At 55.5% G+C, this 21,493-nt stretch carries 16 protein-coding genes and 1 pseudogene; 10 read left to right on the top strand and 7 right to left on the bottom strand.

Annotation, left to right across the window (positions count from 1 at the left end):
• Positions 1-51: 51 nt before the first annotated feature.
• A complete protein-coding gene (locus ACR3FC_RS19100) occupies positions 52-219 on the top strand; it encodes a hypothetical protein (protein WP_480477848.1) in 168 nt (55 codons plus the stop codon).
• Between the two features lie 231 nt (positions 220-450).
• Here ACR3FC_RS19100 and ACR3FC_RS19095 read toward each other — a convergent pair whose 3' ends face one another.
• Entirely contained in the window at positions 451-2,949 is a 2,499-nt protein-coding gene (locus ACR3FC_RS19095; RefSeq protein ID WP_480477846.1) for a tetratricopeptide repeat protein, read from the bottom strand.
• A gap of 343 nt (positions 2,950-3,292) precedes the next feature.
• The gene (locus ACR3FC_RS19090) at positions 3,293-5,350 is read right to left on the bottom strand and encodes a DEAD/DEAH box helicase (protein ID WP_480477844.1); all 2,058 of its coding nucleotides are present in this window, start codon (positions 5,348-5,350) and stop codon (positions 3,293-3,295) included.
• Between the two features lie 500 nt (positions 5,351-5,850).
• On the opposite strand from ACR3FC_RS19090, the pseudogene ACR3FC_RS19085 reads away from it, so the two are divergent.
• A pseudogene (locus tag ACR3FC_RS19085) lies at positions 5,851-6,585 on the top strand (IS5 family transposase).
• A 102-nt stretch (positions 6,586-6,687) separates the two neighbouring features.
• Here ACR3FC_RS19085 and ACR3FC_RS19080 read toward each other — a convergent pair.
• From ACR3FC_RS19080 to ACR3FC_RS19060, 5 genes are all read right to left on the bottom strand, one after another.
• The gene (locus tag ACR3FC_RS19080; RefSeq protein ID WP_480477842.1) at positions 6,688-7,803 is read right to left on the bottom strand and encodes an ABC transporter ATP-binding protein; all 1,116 of its coding nucleotides are present in this window, start codon (positions 7,801-7,803) and stop codon (positions 6,688-6,690) included.
• Between the two features lie 3 nt (positions 7,804-7,806).
• Positions 7,807-8,688 (bottom strand): carbohydrate ABC transporter permease, encoded by an 882-nt coding sequence (locus ACR3FC_RS19075; RefSeq protein WP_480477840.1) that lies wholly within the window; start codon positions 8,686-8,688, stop codon positions 7,807-7,809.
• Positions 8,688-9,605 (bottom strand): carbohydrate ABC transporter permease, encoded by a 918-nt coding sequence (locus tag ACR3FC_RS19070; protein ID WP_480477838.1) that lies wholly within the window; start codon positions 9,603-9,605, stop codon positions 8,688-8,690. Before ACR3FC_RS19070 ends, ACR3FC_RS19075 begins: the two co-directional genes overlap by 1 nt.
• A 79-nt stretch (positions 9,606-9,684) precedes the next feature.
• Positions 9,685-10,935 (bottom strand): ABC transporter substrate-binding protein, encoded by a 1,251-nt coding sequence (locus ACR3FC_RS19065; protein ID WP_480477836.1) that lies wholly within the window; start codon positions 10,933-10,935, stop codon positions 9,685-9,687.
• 188 nt (positions 10,936-11,123) lie between these two features.
• The gene (locus ACR3FC_RS19060; RefSeq protein WP_480477834.1) at positions 11,124-11,771 is read right to left on the bottom strand and encodes a TetR/AcrR family transcriptional regulator; all 648 of its coding nucleotides are present in this window, start codon (positions 11,769-11,771) and stop codon (positions 11,124-11,126) included.
• Positions 11,772-12,038: 267 nt separating this feature from the next.
• On the opposite strand from ACR3FC_RS19060, the gene ACR3FC_RS19055 reads away from it, so the two are divergent.
• From ACR3FC_RS19055 to ACR3FC_RS19020, 8 genes are all read left to right on the top strand, one after another.
• Positions 12,039-13,145, top strand: coding sequence for a sugar ABC transporter substrate-binding protein (locus ACR3FC_RS19055; protein ID WP_480477832.1), 1,107 nt, complete (start codon positions 12,039-12,041; stop codon positions 13,143-13,145).
• A gap of 102 nt (positions 13,146-13,247) precedes the next feature.
• Positions 13,248-14,213 (top strand): ABC transporter permease, encoded by a 966-nt coding sequence (locus tag ACR3FC_RS19050; RefSeq protein ID WP_480477830.1) that lies wholly within the window; start codon positions 13,248-13,250, stop codon positions 14,211-14,213.
• Positions 14,214-14,223: 10 nt separating this feature from the next.
• Entirely contained in the window at positions 14,224-15,732 is a 1,509-nt protein-coding gene (locus ACR3FC_RS19045) for a sugar ABC transporter ATP-binding protein (protein WP_480477828.1), read from the top strand.
• 10 nt (positions 15,733-15,742) lie between these two features.
• Entirely contained in the window at positions 15,743-16,684 is a 942-nt protein-coding gene (locus tag ACR3FC_RS19040) for an ABC transporter permease (RefSeq protein WP_480477826.1), read from the top strand.
• Positions 16,681-17,739, top strand: a complete 1,059-nt coding sequence (locus ACR3FC_RS19035; RefSeq protein WP_480477824.1) for a zinc-dependent alcohol dehydrogenase — start codon at positions 16,681-16,683, stop codon at positions 17,737-17,739. The genes ACR3FC_RS19040 and ACR3FC_RS19035 overlap by 4 nt, the downstream gene beginning before the upstream one ends.
• Positions 17,740-18,297 (top strand): hypothetical protein, encoded by a 558-nt coding sequence (locus ACR3FC_RS19030; RefSeq protein ID WP_480477822.1) that lies wholly within the window; start codon positions 17,740-17,742, stop codon positions 18,295-18,297.
• 28 nt (positions 18,298-18,325) lie between these two features.
• Positions 18,326-19,828, top strand: a complete 1,503-nt coding sequence (locus ACR3FC_RS19025) for an aldehyde dehydrogenase family protein (RefSeq protein WP_480477819.1) — start codon at positions 18,326-18,328, stop codon at positions 19,826-19,828.
• Positions 19,828-21,429, top strand: a complete 1,602-nt coding sequence (locus ACR3FC_RS19020) for a GMC family oxidoreductase (RefSeq protein ID WP_480477817.1) — start codon at positions 19,828-19,830, stop codon at positions 21,427-21,429. The genes ACR3FC_RS19025 and ACR3FC_RS19020 overlap by 1 nt, the downstream gene beginning before the upstream one ends.
• The last annotated feature ends 64 nt before the right edge of the window (positions 21,430-21,493 follow it).

Below are 21,493 nucleotides of genomic sequence, written 5' to 3'. Positions count from 1 at the left end.
CGCAGAGCTGATCAGGTATCACGCCAATCAGACCCAAGCTTTGCCGAAGTTGTGGCGTTGGACGAATACCTGCCTGACCTGTCCTATAAGTCTCAGATCATGATTATCACTGAAGATGATTGGGTGCGCTTTCCGATTTCAGAACAGCAAACCATCGTGAACGGGCTGTATGACAAGATCGAACGGTACCGGTGGTACAACGAGTCGACCGATCAATAGGTTGATTACCTCTGGGCCGGGCCGCAGGCAGGAAACTTGCTGTACCCGATGTTGTTGGATGAGCTGCCATAGTCCCAGAGGTTTTGCCGCGAAGTTTTTGCTCGAGCGAAACCCTCCAAAGCGGTTTCTAGATCATTTGACCATGCACCTAGCGGGCGATGGGTTCCTTTTCTGGCCAAACGATTTGAAAGAAGTGCTTTGCCGCACCGCGCAGATCGAAAAGGGCCAAGCTCAATCCGGCAACCCAGCTTTCCGAAGATCTCCGACAAACCTGTCAAGATTGCTTTGTTGCAGGTTTTCGAATGCCAGACAGACACGGGAACAGGTCATGTCAGGGCGTTTTTCTTGGCTCTGTCCAATTATTCGTCTCGCCTCGTCTGTGGCTTTCTGCCGTATCAGTATCGCCGCCAGCACATAACGGCCGAATGGATCAACCGATTTGCCCTCCAATGCCGTTCTCGCACAAGTTTCGGCCTGGCTAAAGCGGTCGAGAAAGTAAAGGCAAAAGGCCTTAGCCAACAATTTCACCTTGAAATAAGGACCCGATGGTCCAAACCGGGTTGCGGTCTCGAAATGCGATAGCGCTAGCTTTGCTTGCCCGTTTGCGAGATGCGCATATCCAAGAACCAAGTGAGCGTTTGCCGCGCTTGGGTTGAGGCTGACGGCAAGCTGTGCCTCCGCAATAGCGGCATCGTGTTTGTTGAACTGCGTGTAGGCACGGGCAAGACTGGCATGCGCAAAACTGCTTTGTTCATCCAATGCCACGGCGTGCTCTGCGTGATAAAGCGCGCGTTCTCTGGCCTCATTTCGATTATCGACCTGTACGAAGAACAGTTTCCGAAGCTCGGCATTTGCCATCACCGCGTGCGCAAGTGCATAGTCTGGTGCGATATCTATTGTTCTGTTTAGAATATCCCTTGCCTTCTGAGTATCTTCATCTGTGAATTTGAACAGATGCCACAGTGCTTTTTGAACGCTGTCCCATACGTTGACTTCGCCACGTTTTAGCCGCGCTTGCTCACGCACTTCGAACCGCAACTCCCAATCTATGTGCCCCACAACGGCTGATGCGATCTCCTCCTGCAAGGAAAAGACATCTTCTGTCTTGTGATCCAGGCGATCGGCCCAAAGATCATGCCCGGTCGATGTATCTACCAGATGGGCAGTTACGCGAACGCGCTGATCGTCATAACGGACGGTGCCCTCAACCAAATAGTGAGCCCCGAGACGTTGCGCGATCTCTTCTCCGAGCAAAGAAGCATCCTTGAGGAGCTTGGTGGAGGAAGGTGAGACGACCGACAACCAATCCACTTTGGCAAGTTCGGTCACGAGTTCATGGTTGATGCCAGCCACAAATCCGTTGGTGTCGCTTTGTCCACTAATGCAGTCAAACGGCAGCACTGCAATGACCGGCTTCTGTGGCGTTGGTAGCTGGGTAACCATCTGATCATACAGTCGGTCTTTTTCGGCGGGAGGTTTGGTTATTGGTGCAAGTGTTTCGGCCTCAGGTCGAGGTTCGGTCAAAGGTTCCAGCGTTGTTGGAAAACGGAACACAGGTCCGTGCCTGGGCCATTCAACATTGTTGAGCGTCATGTAGTCTTTGAGATTGTGAGCTGCATACAAGAATGCGTGGCTGCGCGCACCGACGCTGAGGTTCTTATGTGCGAAATTCAGTCCCACTGCGACACGGGCCAGCAAGTATTGGCTTTCCATAAAGCTGAGCCGGTGGCTTTCGTGGCGCTCAACCCAACTCATAGCGCCTCGCCGCAGAGTTCTGACAAACTCGACGATGCCGACGTCATCCTGCCAAAGCCCTAATGTGTGGTGTTTTGAATGAAAGAGGCCAAGGTCATCAAGGATAGCATCCCATTGGGCAGGTACACAATTTCCGCGCCGCGCCAAGAGGTATGCCAACTCGAAATAGGCATGATCATAAAATAAGAACTGCTTGTCTTCGTACAGTGCCAAATCGATTAGAAAATAATCTGGATCGCGGCTTTTGTGCGCTTGAACCAGTACATTGTAGCCATGCAGATCCCCGTGCACTCGACCTTTTGCTGCTCTTACGCTCAACCGGCTTGGAAGATGCTCGTCACAGGCAAAAGCCAGTGGGTTCGGGTACCAATGTCCTTCAAACATCAGACAACGTTCATTCGGGTCATGACCGCAAATACCCGAAAGAAAGTGATGAAGCCGACCTAGCTTAGGATCCAATCTATAGCCGAGCCATCCCGAAAGCAGATCCCGAGGCGATTGCAAACCAGGCGCCATGCTGTAATCAACGTTCCAGTCATCAAGCAGGCTTGTCGACAGCCGCTCAAGTACGTTCAAGGCCAGTTCGTAGCCGCAATCGTTCCAGGGAAGTGAGTATTCAAGCCCTTGAGCCACAACGGTGGAAAGTATCGCAATCTTACCGTCGTATTCCAAAGAGTGGACGATGCGCGCCAAATGCCTTGATCCAAACGCGGGAACTGCTTCGAACGCCTCCCGATGCCTTTGGTTTTCGGCCTTTTCATTCCATTCCGGATCGGGAAGAGCGTCAAACTTAAGAATGGCCTGGCCGCTGAACGCGTCGCATGTAATGTCGACAATATAAACAAGGGCTCCGGACTTACCGGCACTTAGCTGACGGTGAAAATAAATTTCATCCTCTACTGACCACTTGTCAGCAACCAGTGGCAAAAGCTCGATAAACGCTTCAGGCCATGAGAGATCATTATTGGCGGGCACTAACTACACTCCGCAGAAGTGTGGCCAAGGGTTGTGTAAATCTTTAAAGCGGCACCGTTTTGTGACATGATACACAAACAATTGTGTGAACCAAGGCGCTAAAGCTGACCGGTCAGAGCGTTCTGCGCGACGGATGACCTTGCCAATTGAGCCCGAAGGGCTGCAACACACATGAAAGTCCGCCTTGCGAAGAAACATCGATGCGCATTTGAACGCGATCCATGTCTGCTCTTGGCCGTCCGTGTCCTTCGCCCTCAAGCGGATTGGGTGGAAGGATTAAGGACCGCCTAGGACGATGCGCCACTGTACCGGTGTCCTTGATGAATGTCTCTTGCCCGAGCGCTCAGTTTCTCTTTGAAGGCTTGCGGAAAGGCCTTGCTTCTCCGCCCTTGCCGTTTTTGCTTTTTGAACGCGGCGCTTTCTGGTCTTTGGTGTCGGTCTTGAAACGCGCCTTTTGTGCTTTCAGAGATTTGGATGTGTCAGAAGCGTTCTTATCTTGCTTTTGTCGCTTCTTATCCGTTGCGACGGGCTGTGGTTTGGCATTTCCGCGCTCACGCGTCGGTCGCGCTTGCGGAGCCGAGTCCCGTTTTTTCTTGTCTTCGCTTGCTTGTTTGTTCGACGTGCGTGCCGCAGATTTTCCTTTGCTCTTAGGGCGCTCGGATTCAGTCCGGACATCTTGGTCAGAACGCTCGAAGCCAGGCGCAGCTTTCGACGGCTTGCCTGAATCAAGCCCTCGGGATTTGGCGGGCTCGTCCGATGATTGTGGGGCTGCAGGCGGGCCTTTGGGCGAGGCATCGAAATCTGGCGTGCCCACCAGCTCGGTCAACGTCGCACCTTGTTCTATGATGAGATCAGCGCCCAGTTCTTGTTTCATTGCGGGCACAGCATCATTGGCGATCTCGACAAAGGTCTCTTGATACTGAACGCGGATTGCGCCGATAGCGTCTTTGGACAAACCCGCGTTGCGGCACAGCATTGGCAGCAACCAACGCGGCTCCGCACGCTGTTTGCGTCCCAAAGAAAGTGAGAACCATGTGCTTGGCCCAAACGCCACGCGCCGATCAGTGTCGCGTTTTCCAGACTCTGGTGCCGTTCCAAGGATCTCGGGTGCCGAGTGGCGCTCTCGGTAGAGGCGCATATAGGCTGCGGCGATCTGCTCGGGAGTTCTTCCGCTGAGCAGCCGCTCGGCAAAAGCCGTTTCCTCAGCACTTGGCGGCTCATCCAGGGCGGGATTGGAAATGATGCGTTCCTCTTCCCGTTTAAACACCTCATCGGCTGAGGGTGGTGCGCCCCATTCGGCCTCCAGCTTGGCGGTTTTCAGCAATCGTTGTGCCTTTGAACGCTGCCGAGCCGGCACGATCAGAATGGATGTTCCCTTGCGTCCGGCACGGCCTGTCCGTCCAGAGCGATGCAACAAAGTTTCCGCATTTGAGGGCAGATCCGCATGGATCACCAACTCCAACCCTGGAAGATCGATGCCGCGGGCGGCCACGTCGGTCGCAACGCAAACCTGCGCGCGCCCGTCACGCAGGGCTTGCATCGCGTTGGTGCGCTCTGCCTGACTGAGTTCCCCTGACAGTGAGACGACAGAAAACCCCCGATTGGAAAGTTTCGCGGTCAGGCGCGCCACCATAGACCGGGTGTTGGCGAACACAATCGTGGTTTGAACGTCGTGATAACACAGCAAATTGATGATCGCTTTTTCAATATCCGACGGAGCTACGTTCAAGGCACTATAGGTTATATCCGAATGCTGGACATCTGCGCTTCCGACCTTGATCCGCTGCGCACCCTCTTTCTGGTAGGTCTGGGCAAGCCTGGCAATGCCTCGTGGAACAGTGGCAGAGAACATCAGGGTGCGCCGGTTTTCGGGCGTTTGATCAAGGATGTATTCAAGATCTTCGGCGAACCCCATGTCCAGCATTTCATCGGCTTCGTCGAGGACGACGGTCCGCAGATCGCTCAGGTCGATCACCCCACGTGTGATATGATCGCGCAGCCGCCCAGGTGTGGCGACTACGACATGTGCGCCGCGTTCAAGCGCCCTGCGCTCTGTGCGCGCATCCATACCACCGACAGCCGATGCAGTAACGATCCCGGCTTCGGCAAACAGCCAGTCGAATTCTCTCCGCACTTGCAGAGCCAGTTCGCGCGTGGGTGCGATGATCACGGCCAAAGGCGCTGCTGGTCGGTCAAAACGGCCGTGCTTGTCGAGAAGTTCTTCTGCCATCGCCAGCCCGAAGCCCACGGTCTTGCCGGAACCGGTTTGCGCAGAGACAAGCAGATCTTTTCCTGCCAGCGCTTCATCTGACACAGCCTCTTGTACAGGCGTCAAGTTGCTATAGCCTTTTTGGGACAGAGCTGCGGACAGGGTTTTCGGGAGGGCAGAGAAATCATTCATGGGTCACCAATTGCCGGGAAAGATCTGGCGATAGTGGTTTTTGGTTCAGATGTATAGCCCGTAACGCGCGCCCGAATGCGTCAAGGATATGTCGCAAGCTTTTGTGTCTGGATTGACGATCATGCAGATTCCGGCTTGGACCTGTTACAGTCGTTAAGCGATTGACGCTCGTGCCGCCACCTATCACAGATTTGGGTCGACACCATTAGTGCCGCGGCCTTGTTGACCGCCGAATGATAGTGGTTGAGCGATGACGCGAGGCGAGAATAGGTACTTAACACGATTTCACGCACCTTTTTTGCCCGGGCGACAGACGGGTAGTAGGCCTGATTATCTTTGCTTTGCGGGAAATAGCCTGTGCTTTGCCACCTGTTTTTTCAGTGGCTTGTGTTTCCACCGGCCAATCTAGGTTCTGGACCCATTAAATCGGTTGCCAGGACTTAGACTGCTTGGTTCATGTCCCAGATTTTTTGGGGCGTGTAACAAGCAATCTATTCTAGATGAATGACGAACAGTGGGAGCGTCTGAAGCCTTACGCTCCGAAGAGTATGGCAAGCCGAGGGTTGAAGACCGACGTGTCCTGAGTGGTATTATCTTTATTAACAGCAATGGGTTGCAGTGACCTGATGCCCCTCGCGAATATGGACCGCCCAAGGCGCTGTACCACCGTTGAAAGCGGCGGAGCGACATGGGAGTTTGCTCGGATCATGGCCGGGGCGGCAGCGGAGGGGCCGATCACAAGACCATCGCGATTGACGCGACCTAACTCAAAGCGCTCCGCACGGCCTCAAGCCTGCAACTGAAAAAGGGGGGCGTGGCATACTGATCGGACGAACCAAGGACAGTATGAATACAAAGTTGCATGCCATTACCGATGCTCTCGGACGCCCGATACGCTTCTTCATATCCGCTGGCCAGGTGAGCAATTACACAGGCGCCAGGGCTCTGGTGTACAGCCTGCCATTGGATGATTGGTTACTTGGTGATTGCGGTTTTGAAGCGGATTGGTTTCGTGAAGCCCTGATAGACAAAGGCGGAATGCCCTGCATCCCGGGCCGCAAGACACGCGACAAGCCTGCCCGGCACGACAAGCGCCGCGACAAACGAAGAAATAGAACTGAAATCATGTTCGGTCGCGTGAAGGACTGGCCCGTTTGGCCACCCGTTGCGACAGATGCCTAAAGGCCTTCCTCCCGGACATCGCGCTCGTAGCCACCGTCTTGTTCCGGCTGTAAATAAATGAGTCTGAAGCCTAGGGCAGGATTTCACCCCAGCCGCAACCGACCCCGAGTTGGCCGAAAACACGCCTCGTGCTTCCCTTAGTTGTTCTTGCGCATTTACACAATTCTGTTCTCGGATACCGGGTCGAACACGACGGCCTTTTCCATATTGAAAGCAAACTCGGCCTGTTGGCCGGGCGCAACCTCAGCATCCGCGCGCATGCGGGCGACACATTCGGCGCCTCCGATCGTTGTGGCCACAAATGTGTCCGAGCCTGCGGGTTCTGTCACAGTCACCGTGTTTCGGATCGACACAATGTGCGTTGACCGGTGATCAGCGCCTTCCACATCGGTAAGCGCTTCGGGGCGGATGCCCAATATCACATCTTTACCTTCGTATGTCTTTATCGCGCCCGAAGGCGCGCAAAGGGCGAGTCGCACTTCGTCGCCGCGATCATCAAATGTAACTGCATAGACCGAGCCCCCTTCGACCCGTACGGATGCCTTGATCAGGTTCATTGACGGTGAGCCCATGAATGTAGCGACGAACAGGTTTGCCGGAGTATCGTAAATCTCTTTCGGTGTGCCCAGTTGCTGTACATATCCGCCATTCATCACGGCAATCCGGGTCGAAAGTGTCATTGCCTCGATCTGGTCATGGGTTACGTAGACTATGGTGGTGCCAAGGTTCTGGTGCAGCTTCTTGATTTCGGTGCGCATATCGACCCGCAGCTTGGCGTCGAGATTAGACAAGGGCTCGTCGAACAGAAAAACGTCGGGGTTGCGCACCAGCGCCCGACCCATGGCAACCCGCTGACGCTGACCGCCCGACAACTGGCCCGGTTTTCGGTCAAGCAGTTGTTCGATCTGCAGCAACTTGGCGACATCCGCCATCGCCTTTTCACGTTCGGGCTTGGGAACACCATGCATTTCCAGACCAAAGGTAATGTTCTGGCCGACAGTCATGTTCGGATAGAGGGCGTAGGACTGGAATACCATCGCGATATTGCGATTGGACGGGTGTACCCAGTTCATGCGGGCATCCTTGATCCGGATTTCGCCCGACGTGATGTCCTCTAGGCCTGCAATCATGTTCAACAGTGTGGATTTTCCGCAACCAGAGGGCCCAACAAGCACCAGAAACTCGCCTTCTTCCACTGCAATATTTACTTTATGCAGAACCTCGACAGAGCCGTAGGACTTGGTGACGTTGTCGATATCGAGAAAACCCATCGGTTACCCCTTAACAGAGCCCGCCATCAAGCCGCGCACGAAATAGCGTCCGGCAACGATGTAGACGAGCAGGGTTGGCATTGCGGCTAGGATCGCGCCGGCAAAATGGACGTTGTATTCCTTCACGCCGGTCGAGCTTTGCACAAGGTTGTTCAGGGCGACTGTCATCGGGGCGCCATCGCCCGAGGCGAACGAGGCACCAAACAGGAAGTCGTTCCAGATGTTGGTGAACTGCCAGATCACGCAAACTACGATAATCGGGCCCGAGGATGGCAGAAGGATGCGCCAGAAGATCTGAAAGAACCCTGCACCATCGATTTGAGCGGCCCGAACCAATTCGGTCGGGAACGCTGCGTAGTAGTTCCGGAAGTACAGGGTCGAAAAACCGACGCCATAAACCACATGGACCAGAACCAGTCCGGCGGTCTTGCCGGACAGGCCAAGAACGCCGAGGATCGCAGCCATGGGGATCAGGACGATCTGGAACGGGATGAAGCAGGAAAACAGCATCAACCCAAACAGGATCGTGTCGCCACGGAACCTCCATTTGGTCAGAATGTATCCATTCAGCGCCCCTAGTACCGTTGAAATTGCAACGGCCGGGACGACCATCAAAATTGAGTTCCAGAAATAGGGTCTGAGACCTGTCGGCTCAACCCCGACCTGCGCAGTGGACCACGCCTTTACCCAGGGTTCCAGCGTGAAGGCGTTTGGAAGGGACATCATCCCTCCGCCGGTGATTTCGGACAGTGGTTTCACTGAATTCACCAGCATGACATAAAGCGGAAGCATGTAGAACAACACGAACAGGATCAGCACGACGTAGATCAGCGTGCGAGTGTATCGGCCTGTTCGGATAGCGGTGTCAGAGCTTGCGACGGCCATCACTTCTTCTCCTTCAGCTCAGCATAGAGATAAGGGATCATGATTGCGGCAATCGTCATCAGCATAATGACGGCTGAGGATGCACCGATACCCATCTGATTTCGGCTGAACGTGTAGGAATACATGAAAGTCGCAGGCAATTCCGTTGCCCTGCCGGGGCCACCTCCGGTCATCGCGATGACAAGATCGAAGGTTTTGATTGCCAGATGCGCAAGGATCACGAAGGCTGACAGGAATGCAGGTCGCAGTTGTGGGATAATGATACGGCGATACAGGTTCCAGTTCGATGCGCCGTCCATCTGAGCAGCCTTGAGGATTTCGTTGTCGATGCCGCGCAAACCGGCCAGAAACATTGCCATGACAAACCCGGAGGTTTGCCAGACGGCCGCCAGAACGACTGTATAGATTGCGAAGTCCCGGTTCTTGATCCAGTCGAACTCGAAGCTCTGCCATCCCCAGGACTGCACAATGTTTTCCAGTCCGATGCCGGGATCCAGAAACCATTTCCAGGCGGTGCCGGTTACAATGAAACTCAACGCCATTGGGTAGAGGTAAAGCGGGCGCAAAAATCCCTCGCCGCGGATTTTCTGGTCCAGCAAAATGGCCAGTGTCAGGCCGATAAATGTGCAGACTACGATATACAGACCGGCAAAGACGGCCATGTTGGTCAATGCGATCTCCCAATGGGAAAGCTTGAACAGCTTTTCGTAGTTCGACAGCCCGATCAGGTCGAATGTCCGCTGCCCGTCCTTGTCGACGAACGGCAAAATGCGGCTGTCGGTAAACGATACGTAGATCGTGAACAGAATGAACCCGTAGACAAAAATCAGGACCATAGCCAGTGACGGCGATAGGACGAGCTTGGGAATCCAGTTTTGCAGACGGGTCTTGAAATCTGCCTCGGCAACCGTGGCCATGGCAACTCTCCTGAGAACGGGTTACGTGGATTTCAAAGCCGTGAGGGGCGATCCCTAGGAACCGCCCCACGCAGGTTGATCACTTTGCGATGGAAACCGCGTCGACCAGTTCCTGGACAGCGGTTTCGCTGTCATACTCGCCGTTGAAATGCGCGGTGACCACATCATAAACCGCATTCTTCACCGAAGCCGGAGCAGCATGACCATGCGCCATCGAGCCGAACAAGTTGCCCGAGGATGCCGCTGCTGCAAGGTCCTTCATGCCCTGCTGGCCGCAGGCATCCAATTCGCTTCCATCCACGTCGGTGCGGGCAGGGACAGACCCTTTCACCTTGTTGAAGGCGATCTGAAAGGACGGGGACAGGATGGCGCTGGCCAAAGCGGCCTGTTCCGTCGAAACGGTGCCGCCCTGATCAAACATCATGAACTGGTCTGCATTGAATGTGACCTGATCCTGAGTGCCGGGGAAGCGGAAGCACAGGAAATCTTCGCCCGGGACCTTGCCTGCATTCAGGAACTCGCCCTTCGCCCAGTCGCCCATCATTTGAAAGCCGGCTTCGCCATTGATGACCATCGCCGTCGCCAGATTCCAATCGCGGCCCGAGAAGTTGTCATCGACGTTTTCGCGAATGAACACCATCCGGTCGAATGCCTCTTTCATGGTCTCCGAACCCAGAGCTTCCTCATCAAGATCAACGAAGGCGGCCTTGTAGAAATCTGGCCCACCCGTTGACATGGACACCGCATCGAACACTGTTGCGTCCTGCCAGGCCTGGCCGCCATGCGCGATCGGCGTAATGCCCGCCGCTTTCAGAGTTTCAACCGCAGCTACGAAATCCTCCCAAGACTCGGGCACGGCAATACCATTGGCATCAAGCACGGATTTGTTGGCCCAGACCCAGTTTGTTGAATGCACATTCACAGGTGCTGAAATCCACTTGCCATCAACTTTGGCAAAAAACTGCAGCGCTTCGGGAACAACTTCATCCCATCCTTCCTGGGCGGCAAGTTCATTCAGGTTGGCAAGCGCCCCCTGATTTCCCCAGTCCAGAATGTCAAAACCAAGCGCCTGAACTGCCGTGGGCGGATCACCTGCAGTGACACGGGCACGCAATACAGTCATAGCCTCGGTTCCACCTCCACCGGCAACGGGCATATCCTGCCAACCGATGCCCTGGCTTTCCAGATCCTGTTTGAGCACGTTCAGCGCCGCAGCTTCGCCGCCTGATGTCCACCAGTGCAGAACTTCCACATCTTCGGCCTGAGCAGCTGTCACGGATAGGGCAGCAACTGCCGTCGTAAAGTGCAGTATCGTGGCAATCTTTTTCATGATGTCCTCCCTGATTGTACTTTTGTAACTGGTCGGTTACTTTTTCTATAGTGACGCAAGTGTTCACCAAGTCAAGAAAACTTATTCGGTACCTGGCGTGGGCACTAAGTAACGTCGCGGCCACGCAGGAAAGGATTTCTTAGATCATCCAACTGTCAGCATTACTCGATGCTTTTGTTTCACTACATCTAAGGCTGCTCCTTTCGAACGATCCGCAGAATGCTGTCGACATTGAAGTCCAAGCGCTCGTTCAAGGCTTGTTCGTCCATCATATCCCGTTGAAACAGAAATGAGCCAGTAAACCTGTTGGTCAGGTAGTAATACCCGATGGCGGCAATTGTGATGTTCAGCTGGGTGGCGTCTATACCCGAACGAAACTCGCCACTTTCTTCGCCTCGCTTCAGAATTTCTTCCACCATCTCAACGAGACCTTTAGTTGTTTCCGGAAGACTCGAAAGCGATTTTATGTGGCGCGCACGGTGCAGGTTCTCACTATTGACGAGTGTAATGAACTCTGGGTTCCTGAGGTAGTATTTCCAGGTGAATCTCACCAGGGATTCTAGGGCATCGGACGGTGACAGGCTTTCCAGGTTTAGCTTGCGTTCCGCGGTTCGGATGTCGAGATAGGCCGCTTCCAGAACGGTTCGGAACAGATCTTCTTTGCTTCCGAAATAGTGGTAGAGCATCCGCTTGTTCGCATCCGCGCGCTCGGCAATTTCATCCACGCGCGCGCCACCCAAACCATGTTTGGCAAACTCTTTCTTCGCGGCGTGAAGTATCCGTGCCTTTGTCGCCTCAGCATCTCTTTTCTTTTTGTTTTTTGTTTTTTCGACCACTACGAACTTCCTTTCTTCCGGGCTTCTTGCACGGTGAAAATGGCCAACGCGGTCCTATTGCCTGACCTTCCGATTTAAATTGCACGCTACTGCGTGCCGCCCACCTTCGTTTCTACCTCATTCTTAACGCTTGACATAGCGTTTCGTAAAGAAGTAACTGGTTAGTGCATTAATGGTGCAAGTTGCCGTTATGCGAGATATGTGTCGGGGAGGGGCCGACATGGGAAGTACCTGTGGTCCCAAGTGCTGATCGAAAGGGAGGACATTATGTCATTCATCAAAAAATACATCGAGCAGGAGACGATAACCCGTCGTAGCTTCCTGCTCGCATCCGCCTATGGTGTGGGCGGCGCAGCAGTATCGAGTATGCTGGGCGGCATGGCGCGCGCGGCGATCACAGACCCGACGGTTGCATGGTCGTACCGCAACCGGACCAATCCGTACTGGAACGAGATTGTTTCGGGTGGTGAGGCTTTCGTTGAAAGTCTCGGCAAGCCCAAGGATTTCCTAACGCATCTGATCAATGAAGGCTCGTCAGAGAAGTCGCTGGCAGATGTTAAGGCGCTGCTGTCCAAAACCAATGGTGAGCTGGCGTTGGCTATCGACACCAATGACGCGCCAAACGCGCGCCCGGTGGTGGAATCCTGTGTGGAAGCCGGCGCCTATGTTTCGACGCTTTGGAACAAAACTGACGATCTGCATCCCTGGGATTTCGGGGACAACTATGTCAGCCATATGAGCTGGTCTGACGAGGGGCCCGCCGAGCAGACCGCGCGCATCCTGCTGGATGCGATGGGCGGTTCAGGCGGCGTTGTCCATCTAGGTGGCATCGCGTCGAATAACCCTGCGATTGAACGTTTAGCAGGTCTGAAGAACGCACTGAAAGACTATCCGAACGCCGAGCTGTTGGCCGCTGAGCCTGCCGACTGGGATACTCAGAAAGCCAATCAGGTCATGAGTGCCTTCCTGACCCGTTATGGTGATGAGATCAAAGGGGTTCATTGTGCCAACGACACAATCGCCTATGGTGTGCTCGAAGCGCTGCGCGCCGAAGGTATCGAGGACATGCCAATCGTATCTTATGACGGCAACCCGCAGGCAGTCCAACTGGTGGGCGAAGGCAAAATCCTGGCTACCGTCTTTACCAACCCGCATTGGGGCGGCGGCATAACGGCGGCGTTGGCCTACTATGCGGCGACCGGCCATTTCAAGCCTTCGGAAGAGCCCAATGAACATCGCGAGTTCTATGGTCCGACCATCATGGTCCGGCCCGAAGATGCGCTGGCGTTCAAGGCAGAATATCTGGACGATGTTCCCACCTATGACTGGAAAGACTTTTGGTCCACGTCAAACGGCCAGATTCAGTACAAGTAGTGGCCTAGGCGGACCGGGTTATAGCCCGGTCTGCCACTTCATGTCTGGCTAAGAAGTTCAAGGGCAGTCAGCCCGAATAATTTACTCAGTGGGAGGAAGCACATGCGTAATGTGCTGGCACGGGATGTTCTGATCAAATGGGCCCCTCTGATCGTCCTTATCGTCCTGGTTTTGTTCTTTACGGCGATTGAGCCCCGTTTCTTCTCGCTGCGCAACTTCGCACGGATCGGTATCTCGTCCACGCCTGCGCTGATGGTCGCTATCGGTGTGACATTCATCATCATCATGGGATCGATTGACCTGTCGATGGAAGGTACGGTTTCGGTCTGTGCTGTAGTCTTCGCCTTTGCCTTTATTGGTATGGGGGGCACATTGTCATCCTGGGCGTGGCTGGCCCTTCCACTGGCAGGGCTGGTCGGCGCCGCAATCGGGCTGGTGAACGGGCTTGTCCATGTCATTCTCAGGGTTCCTTCCTTCATGGCCTCTTTGGCCATGGGCTTTGTAGGTACCGGGTTTGCATTGCTATTAACCGGGGGTGATCGGATCCGGGTCGAAGATGAGCTGTTCCGTTCGCTCCTGACCGAGCGTTGGTTTGGGTTTCCGATTATGTGCTATGTGGCCCTGTTTCTTCTGTTGATTGCCTGGTTTATCCAATCGCGTACGACCTTGGGGCGGAATTTCTACGCCGTTGGCGGGGGTGAAGAGCTGGCCCATGCATCTGGCCTGAACGTCAAACGCGTGCGGATCATGGGATTTGCGCTGGCTGGGGTTTTCTACGCGGTTGGCGCGCTGCTTGCGGTTGGACGGATCGGGATTGCTGAAACCGCGACCGGGTCGAACTTCATGTTTGTGTCAATAACATCGGTCGTCGTGGGCGGCACCGCACTCTGGGGTGGAATTGGCGGTGTTTGGAACACGCTGATCGGCGTTCTGATCGTAAATGTCATTAACAACGGCATGGTTGTGATCGGACTGCCGGGCTACGTGCAGGACGGCGTTCTGGGCGTTCTGGTCATTGCCGCGGTGGTTCTGTCGACCGACCGAAAATCCGTAACCTTCGTGAAATAGGGGCGGGCAGATGTACGAACTTATAAACGTTGACAAAAAATTCCCCGGCGTTCACGCGCTGAAATCCGTCAACTTCAAGATTGAACGAGGCGAGATCGTTGGCCTTGTGGGTGAAAACGGCGCGGGAAAGTCGACCCTGATGAAGGTCATCTATGGCGCTTACCAACCCGATGGCGGCGACATCACGATCGACGGTATCAAAGTTCGATTTCAGAACCCGCGCCAGGCGATGGATCATGGGATCGGCATGGTGTTTCAGGAGCAATCCCTGATCACGAACCTGACTGTGATGGAAAACATCTTTCTGGGGTTCGAGCAGCAATTCGTCAGTTTTGGCGTCATCAACTGGAACGCTATGGCCGAGGCCGCGCGCAAGCAACTGGCCAAGGTTAAACTGGATATCGAGCCCAGAATAATCACGTCAAAGCTGTCCTTTGCACAACGGCAACTGGTGGAGTTGGCCAAGGTTTTGACGTTGGAAGAACGGATCGACGGTGATCTGGTTATCCTGCTCGATGAGCCGACATCGGTTCTGGCTACAGAAGAGGTCGAGCTTTTGTTCGGCCTAGTGCGCGAACTGACCAACCGTGCGTCGTTCATCTTTGTCAGCCACCGTATGGATGAGGTCCTGGAGCTTTCCGACCGCATCTACGTGATGAAGGATGGTGAGGTTGTGGATGTCGTTGCCCACGATGATGCCGATGTCAGCTCCATCCAGCACAAGATGGTCGGTCGTGACGTCGACAAAGAATATTACCGCGAGCAGAAGCAGAACCCCTACCAGTCCGCTGCGCATCCCCTTGTCGCGTTCAGCGACGTGTCGGTCAGCGGCAAATACACAGACATCTCGTTCCAACTGCATCCTGGCGAGGTTCTGTGTCTTGTTGGCACCGAAGGGTCCGGGAGAGAGGCCATCCTGCGAACGATTTTTGGCTTGGAAACCCCGTCCTCGGGTATGGTGATACTCAAGGGGAAAGCCGTCAGCAGATTTACCGCGCAGGCCGGTGTCGTGGGCGGGGTGGGCTACGTCCCCCGCGAACGCAAGGTCGAAGGCATCGTAGCCGGGATGAACGTCTACGAGAACATGACGCTCAGTCAGATGGGGAACTATGCCAACTCGGGCGTGCTGCGCATTGCCGAGGAAAAGGCGCTGGCCCGCAAATGGATAGATCGCCTCGCGATCAAGACACCGGATGTCTACAAGGATTGCGGCGGGCTGTCGGGGGGTAACCAGCAGAAAGTCGTATTGGCCAAATGGCGGTCAGCCGGATCCGACATCATCCTGCTCGACCATCCGACACGCGGTCTGGATATCGGTGCGAAAGAGGATGTCTATGACATGGTGCGCGAGATGTCGGATGACGGTGTCGGCATCATTCTGGTCGCAGATACTCTGGAAGAAGCCATCGGCCTCAGCCACACAATCATCGTTCTCAAGGATGGTGTCGCACAGAAACGTTTCGATTGCAGCCCGGGAGACAAGCCGTCGCTGTACGACCTTGTCCACCATATGATCTGAGGCACGCGCCATGAGTTTCGAACGCATCAAACCCCATCTGCCCTGGATCACCTTGCTGGCGCTTGTGCTGGTGGTTGGCCTCGCGGATTCAAATTTCCTGCGACCCGCGAACCTGATATCGATGGTGGCCGACATCGTGCCATTGTTCATCATGGCCCTTGGCATGACGTTTGCCATCTATATCGGCGGTATCGACCTGTCGGCCCAATCAATTGCAAATATGACAACTGTTGTAGCCACCATCGCGCTGCCAACCTTCGGCATTGGTGCGGGGCTGATCTGCATTCTGTCAGGCGTCGTTCTGGGCAGTATCTCGGGTTACGTAACAACGCGACTGTTCGTGCCGTCGTTCATCTCGACCCTGGCGGTTGGCGGTATCGCGTTTTCGACGGCGCAATACCTTTCGGGTCAGCGCGCCTTGTTCATGGACGCGGCGTTGCGGGATGCGACGTTCGGCTGGATGACCAGGTCAATTTTCGGTCTGCCAAGCGAGTTGATCATTGCGGCTGTTCTGGTTCTGGGTGCGTGGTTCCTGCAGTCGCGGACGATCTTCGGGCGTGCGCTCAAGGCGGTGGGCGCGGGGGAACCTGCGGCGGTCGCCTCGGGTCTGAATGTCAACCGGATCAAGATTATGGCATTCGCGCTGTCCGGCGGGCTGGCGGCGATTGCGGGCCTGCTGTTCTCGGTCAAGCTGTCCGGTGGTTCTCCCACACTGGCGAACGGGTTCCTGCTGCCTGCAATCGTCGCGGTTCTGGTTGGCGGCACCCCGCTGACCGGTGGCGTCGGCGGCGTCATCAACACGTTGATAGGTACACTTATCGTGGCGGTGATCCGGTCCTCGATGCTGTATTTCGAAGTGGACGCCACGAAGCAACAGATGGTTTTTGGCATCATCCTGATCGTGGCGATTGCTCTGACCATCGATCGATCAAAGCTCAGGGTCGTGAAATGACCGGGACCATGAAAGCCGCTGTCCTGACCAGGCCGGGACAGTTCGAGGTTCGGGATGTGCCGCGCCCTGATCCTGGTTGGGGCGAGGTGCTGGTTCGCATATCGCGGGTCGGCATCTGTGGCACGGACATTCATATCTTCAAAGGCCACTATTCGGTGGAAAAACTACCGATGATTCCGGGTCACGAATTTACCGGAACAATTGCAGCTTTAGGCGAGGGTGTGACCGGCCTGAGTTTGGGTGCTCCGGTTGTGGTTGATATGAATATTGGCTGCGGCACCTGTTATTGGTGCCTCCGGAACGAGATACTGAACTGCCCTGAGATGCAGCAGTTGGGTATCACCATGGACGGAGCTTTCGCAGAATATATTTCGGTTCCCGCCAGGCTGGTGATCCCGGCCCCGGACGACGTTCCCGCCGAGGTTCTGACCCTGACCGAACCTTTGGCCTGTGTAGTGCGCTGCGCGCGCAAGGCCAATATCACCTTCGGTCAATCCGTAGTGGTCTTGGGCGCAGGGCCCATCGGCAATCTGCATGTGCAGCTGCTTCGTACTATCGGTGCCGCTCCGGTCATCGTGGCGGATCTGTCCGAGGATCGGGTCAGCATGGCACTTGAGGCGGGGGCCGACATCGGTGTTACCGACGCGGCCATGCTGGAACAAACCGTCCTGAAACACACGGGCGGGCGCGGCGCGGATGTGGTGATTGAAAGTGTTGGTCTGCCGGCGTTGTACCGGCAGGCGATGCAACTGATCCGCAAGGGCGGCCACATAGCGGCCTTTGGCTTGACCGGTGCTGGGAAGACATTGCCGGTCGATATCTTGCAGACCATCCTGCAGGAGAACTCGATCAAAGGGTCCGTCGCAGGCATGGGTCAGGATATGCACGATGCCCTGACTTTGCTGACGCATGGCCGGATCAAGACCGGTCTCTTTACCCAAGCCACTTACACGCTGGATCGCATTCAGGAGGCGTTTGACAGCTTCCGGGACCGGCCAAAGGACCTGAAAACCCAGATTGTCATAGCGCATCATCCAACCGGGGAGGAGCTGTAATTGACTGTTGAAATCTACAAATCGAAACCCGAAGGTATGATCCCCAACAGCCGCTTTCCGCTGCTGGTCCATCGAGGAGCAATTCCCGGTGGTGGAGTGGATGCGGTCAAGTCGCGGTTTCGTTCAAATGGGTGGGGGAACAACTGGGAATACCCTGGCATTTACGAATACCCTCATTTCCACTCGACCTCACATGAATGCCTGGGCTGTGCCGCAGGCTGGATGGAATTCAACCTGTCTGTGGAAGGCTGGACCAGAGTGCGGATTGAAATCGGCGACGTGATCGTCATGCCCGCAGGTGTCAGCCATGAGATGGTCGGGTGCTCGGACGACATCATGATGTGCGGTGGTTATGCCGGAGGCCGCGACTGGGACAATATTCAGGAAGCTTTCCTGACGCCCGAGTTGTTTCAAGCAGCAGCCAAGCGGATCATGATGCTACCGATCCCAGACAATGACCCGGCGACCGGAGAGATGTTGCACCAATGGCATGATGCGCCGTCTTCGGTTGATGGTGGCTGGAACGATTTCCGCGACAGGCTGGACGCGTCGGCCTGAGTCGAAACGCAACGATGGAGCACATCAAATGGATCAAAAGAGCCACATTCTGACACCGCCGTCTGAGCCGCGGGAGTTTGGCTTTTTTCTGGATGGGCAATGGGTGCCTGCCGGAGACCGTGAGGTATTCGAACGATCCTCACCAGGTCACGGCGTTCCGGTGACCCGCATTCCCCGCTGCACCGAGGACGATCTGAACGCGATTGTCGCCTCGGCCAGAAATGCGTTTGATGATCGTCGCTGGTGTGGTCTGTCCGGCGCTGATCGCGCCGCGGTACTATTGAAGGCGGCAGAGCTGATCCACACTCGCACAGATGAGATTGCCTATTGGGAAACGCTGGAAAACGGCAAGCCAATCAGTCAGGCGCGGGTCGAAGTTAAGGGCTGTGTCGGGATGTTCGAGTTTGCCTCAGGCCTTGCGCGCGCGTTGCATGGTGACAGCTTCAACAACAGCGGCGACAGGGCAATGGGTATCGTCACCCGTGAACCCGTGGGTGTCGTCGGACTTATCACGCCCTGGAATTTTCCGTTTCTGATCCTTTGCGAGAGGGTGCCGTATATCCTTGCCTCTGGCTGTACGATTGTCGCCAAGCCTTCCGAGGTGACCAGCGCAACAACCCTGCTTCTTGCGGAAATTCTCAGTGAGGCCGGGTTGCCTGACGGGGTTTTTAATGTCGTCACCGGCGCGGGCAGTGTGATTGGCCAGAAACTGGCCGAGCATATGGATGTCGACATGCTGTCTTTCACCGGCTCGACTGCCGTCGGCCGGTCGGTGGTTGCGGCGTCTGGCCAGAGCAACTTCAAGAAGTTGGGGCTGGAACTTGGCGGCAAAAACCCGCAAATCGTGTTTGCGGATGCCGATCTGGAGGATGCCGCCGACGGCGTTGCCTTTGGTATCGCGTTCAATACCGGGCAATGCTGCGTATCCGGTGCCCGCCTTCTGGTCGAACGATCGGTCGCGGAGGAGTTTTCAAACCAAGTGGCAGACAAGCTACGGAAGGTACGTGTTGGCGATCCACTGGATGAAAACACTCAGGCCGGAGCAATTACTACGGATGCGCAGAACCGCACTATCCTGTCTTACATCACAAAAGGCCAGGAAGAAGGGGCGACGCTGCTGACAGGCGGAACCACGCCCGAGATTTCCGGTGGCCAGTATATCGACCCGGCTGTCTTCACCAATGTCACGATGGACATGGCGATTGCCCAGGAAGAGATTTTCGGCCCCGTCCTGTGCGTGATTCCGTTCGATACGATTGACGACGCAATCGCGATTGCCAACGATACGGAATATGGGCTGGCCGCGAGTGTCTGGACCAAGAATATCGACACGGCACTGACCGTCTCGCGTCGGGTTCAGGCGGGCCGGTTTTGGGTTAACACCACTTTGGCCGGGGGACCGGAACTGCCGATTGGAGGTTTCAAGGCGTCCGGCTGGGGGCGTGAGGCCGGAATGCACGGGGTCGAGGAATATACGCAGGTCAAATCGATCCATATCGAGATCGGCAAGCGGACGCATTGGGTGGAGTGATGGCTGAAACTGGATATGACTATGTTATCGTCGGCGGTGGCTCGGCCGGATGCGTTCTGGCGAACCGCCTGACCGAAGACAGCGCGGCCAGGGTTCTGCTACTGGAGGCTGGCGGCAAGGACAGCCATCCGCTGATCCACATGCCTGTGGGTTTTGCCAAGATGACTGACGGTCCCCACACATGGGGTTTCACTACAGTTCCGCAGGTCAACGCCAACAACCGCGAGATTCCTTATGCTCAAGGTCGGGTGATCGGCGGTGGCAGCTCAATCAATGCCGAGGTGTTCACCCGAGGCAACCCCATCGACTATGATCGCTGGGCCAAGGAAGAAGGCTGCGAGGGCTGGTCGTTCAAGGGAATCCAGAAGTATTTTGTCCGCTCGGAACGCAATGCAATTCTTTCTGGTGACTGGCACGGGACCGAAGGTCCATTGGGCGTATCGAATATCGCTTCGCCACAGGAAATGACGCGTGCCTTTGTGCGTTCCTGTCAGGAGGCGGGCATTCCCTATAATCCTGACTTCAATGGCGCGGTTCAGGAAGGGGCGGGTGTCTATCAGACCACGATATGGAACGCGAAACGCTGTTCGGCGGCGGTGGGTTACCTGAAACCGGCGCTATCACGACCAAACCTGTCCGTTGAAACCGGCTGCCAGGTGCATCGCATTTTGATCGAAGGTGGGCGTGCGACCGGTGTTGAATACGACAAGAGTGGACAGATGCGGCGGGTGGCGGTCGATCAGGAGGTTCTGGTGACGTCTGGTGCGATCGGCACACCCAAACTGATGATGCTGTCAGGCCTTGGTCCGGCCGCGCATCTGCGCGCGCATGGGATCGAGGTCAAACAAGATCTGCCGGGAGTAGGTGAAAACCTGAATGACCATTTCGGCATTGATATCGTGGCAGAGTTGAATGGGCATCAAAGCCTCGACAAATACAACAAACCGCACTGGGCGATGTGGGCCGGGATTCAATATTACTTGTTCGGGTCAGGGCCGGTGGCATCGAACGTGGTGGAAGGTGGCGCATTCTGGTACGGTGACAGGTCCGAAAGTCAGCCTGATTTGCAGTTTCATTTCCTGGCCGGCGCCGGTGCCGAGGCCGGTGTGCCAAGTGTTCCCAAAGGCAGCTCGGGTATCACACTGAACTCCTACACCTTGCGTCCCAAGGCACGAGGTACTGTGCGGCTGCGCTCAAACCGGGTCGAGGACATGCCGCTCGTTGACCCCAACTTCCTTGGGCATCCCGATGACCTGAAAACCTCGATCGAGGGAGTGAAACACAGTGTCGAGATCTTCCGGCAGAAAAGCCTGCAGAGATATATCCGCAAGATCCGGTTCCCGGATGACAGTGTCAGGACACACGCCGAGTTCGAAGCTTATGCACGGCAATACGGGCGTACATCCTATCACCCCACATGCACCTGTAAGATGGGCGTGGATGAGATGGCGGTGGTCGATCCGCGGATGCGCGTGCATGGGATTGAAGGGTTGCGAATTTGCGACAGCTCGGCAATGCCCAGCCTGATCGGATCAAACACCAATGCCCCGACAATAATGATGGCAGAGAAAGCTTCTGACATGATCAGGGGTAATTGCTAAGCTATTCCGCTCTCAAAGGCTTGGATAACTCCCCGAACTGGCGGTGCCTAATAGCGGCACCGCC

The sequence above is a fragment of the Ruegeria sp. AF3 genome (assembly GCF_056536285.1).
Note: the sequence above shows the minus strand (reverse complement) of the source record. Positions and strands in the feature narration are given on the sequence as shown.

Bases quoted from the DNA above. Each gene is read 5' to 3' on its own strand.
- ACR3FC_RS19090 (WP_480477844.1), bottom strand. From the start codon at position 5,350: ATGAATGATTTCTCTGCCCTCCCGAAAACCCTGTCCGCAGCTCTGTCC.
- ACR3FC_RS19080 (WP_480477842.1), bottom strand. From the start codon at position 7,803: ATGGGTTTTCTCGATATCGACAACGTCACCAAGTCCTACGGCTCTGTC.
- ACR3FC_RS19075 (WP_480477840.1), bottom strand. From the start codon at position 8,688: ATGGCCGTCGCAAGCTCTGACACCGCTATCCGAACAGGCCGATACACT.
- ACR3FC_RS19070 (WP_480477838.1), bottom strand. From the start codon at position 9,605: ATGGCCACGGTTGCCGAGGCAGATTTCAAGACCCGTCTGCAAAACTGG.
- ACR3FC_RS19065 (WP_480477836.1), bottom strand. From the start codon at position 10,935: ATGAAAAAGATTGCCACGATACTGCACTTTACGACGGCAGTTGCTGCC.
- ACR3FC_RS19055 (WP_480477832.1), top strand. From the start codon at position 12,039: ATGTCATTCATCAAAAAATACATCGAGCAGGAGACGATAACCCGTCGT.
- ACR3FC_RS19050 (WP_480477830.1), top strand. From the start codon at position 13,248: ATGCGTAATGTGCTGGCACGGGATGTTCTGATCAAATGGGCCCCTCTG.
- ACR3FC_RS19045 (WP_480477828.1), top strand. From the start codon at position 14,224: ATGTACGAACTTATAAACGTTGACAAAAAATTCCCCGGCGTTCACGCG.
- ACR3FC_RS19040 (WP_480477826.1), top strand. From the start codon at position 15,743: ATGAGTTTCGAACGCATCAAACCCCATCTGCCCTGGATCACCTTGCTG.
- ACR3FC_RS19035 (WP_480477824.1), top strand. From the start codon at position 16,681: ATGACCGGGACCATGAAAGCCGCTGTCCTGACCAGGCCGGGACAGTTC.
- ACR3FC_RS19025 (WP_480477819.1), top strand. From the start codon at position 18,326: ATGGATCAAAAGAGCCACATTCTGACACCGCCGTCTGAGCCGCGGGAG.
- ACR3FC_RS19020 (WP_480477817.1), top strand. From the start codon at position 19,828: ATGGCTGAAACTGGATATGACTATGTTATCGTCGGCGGTGGCTCGGCC.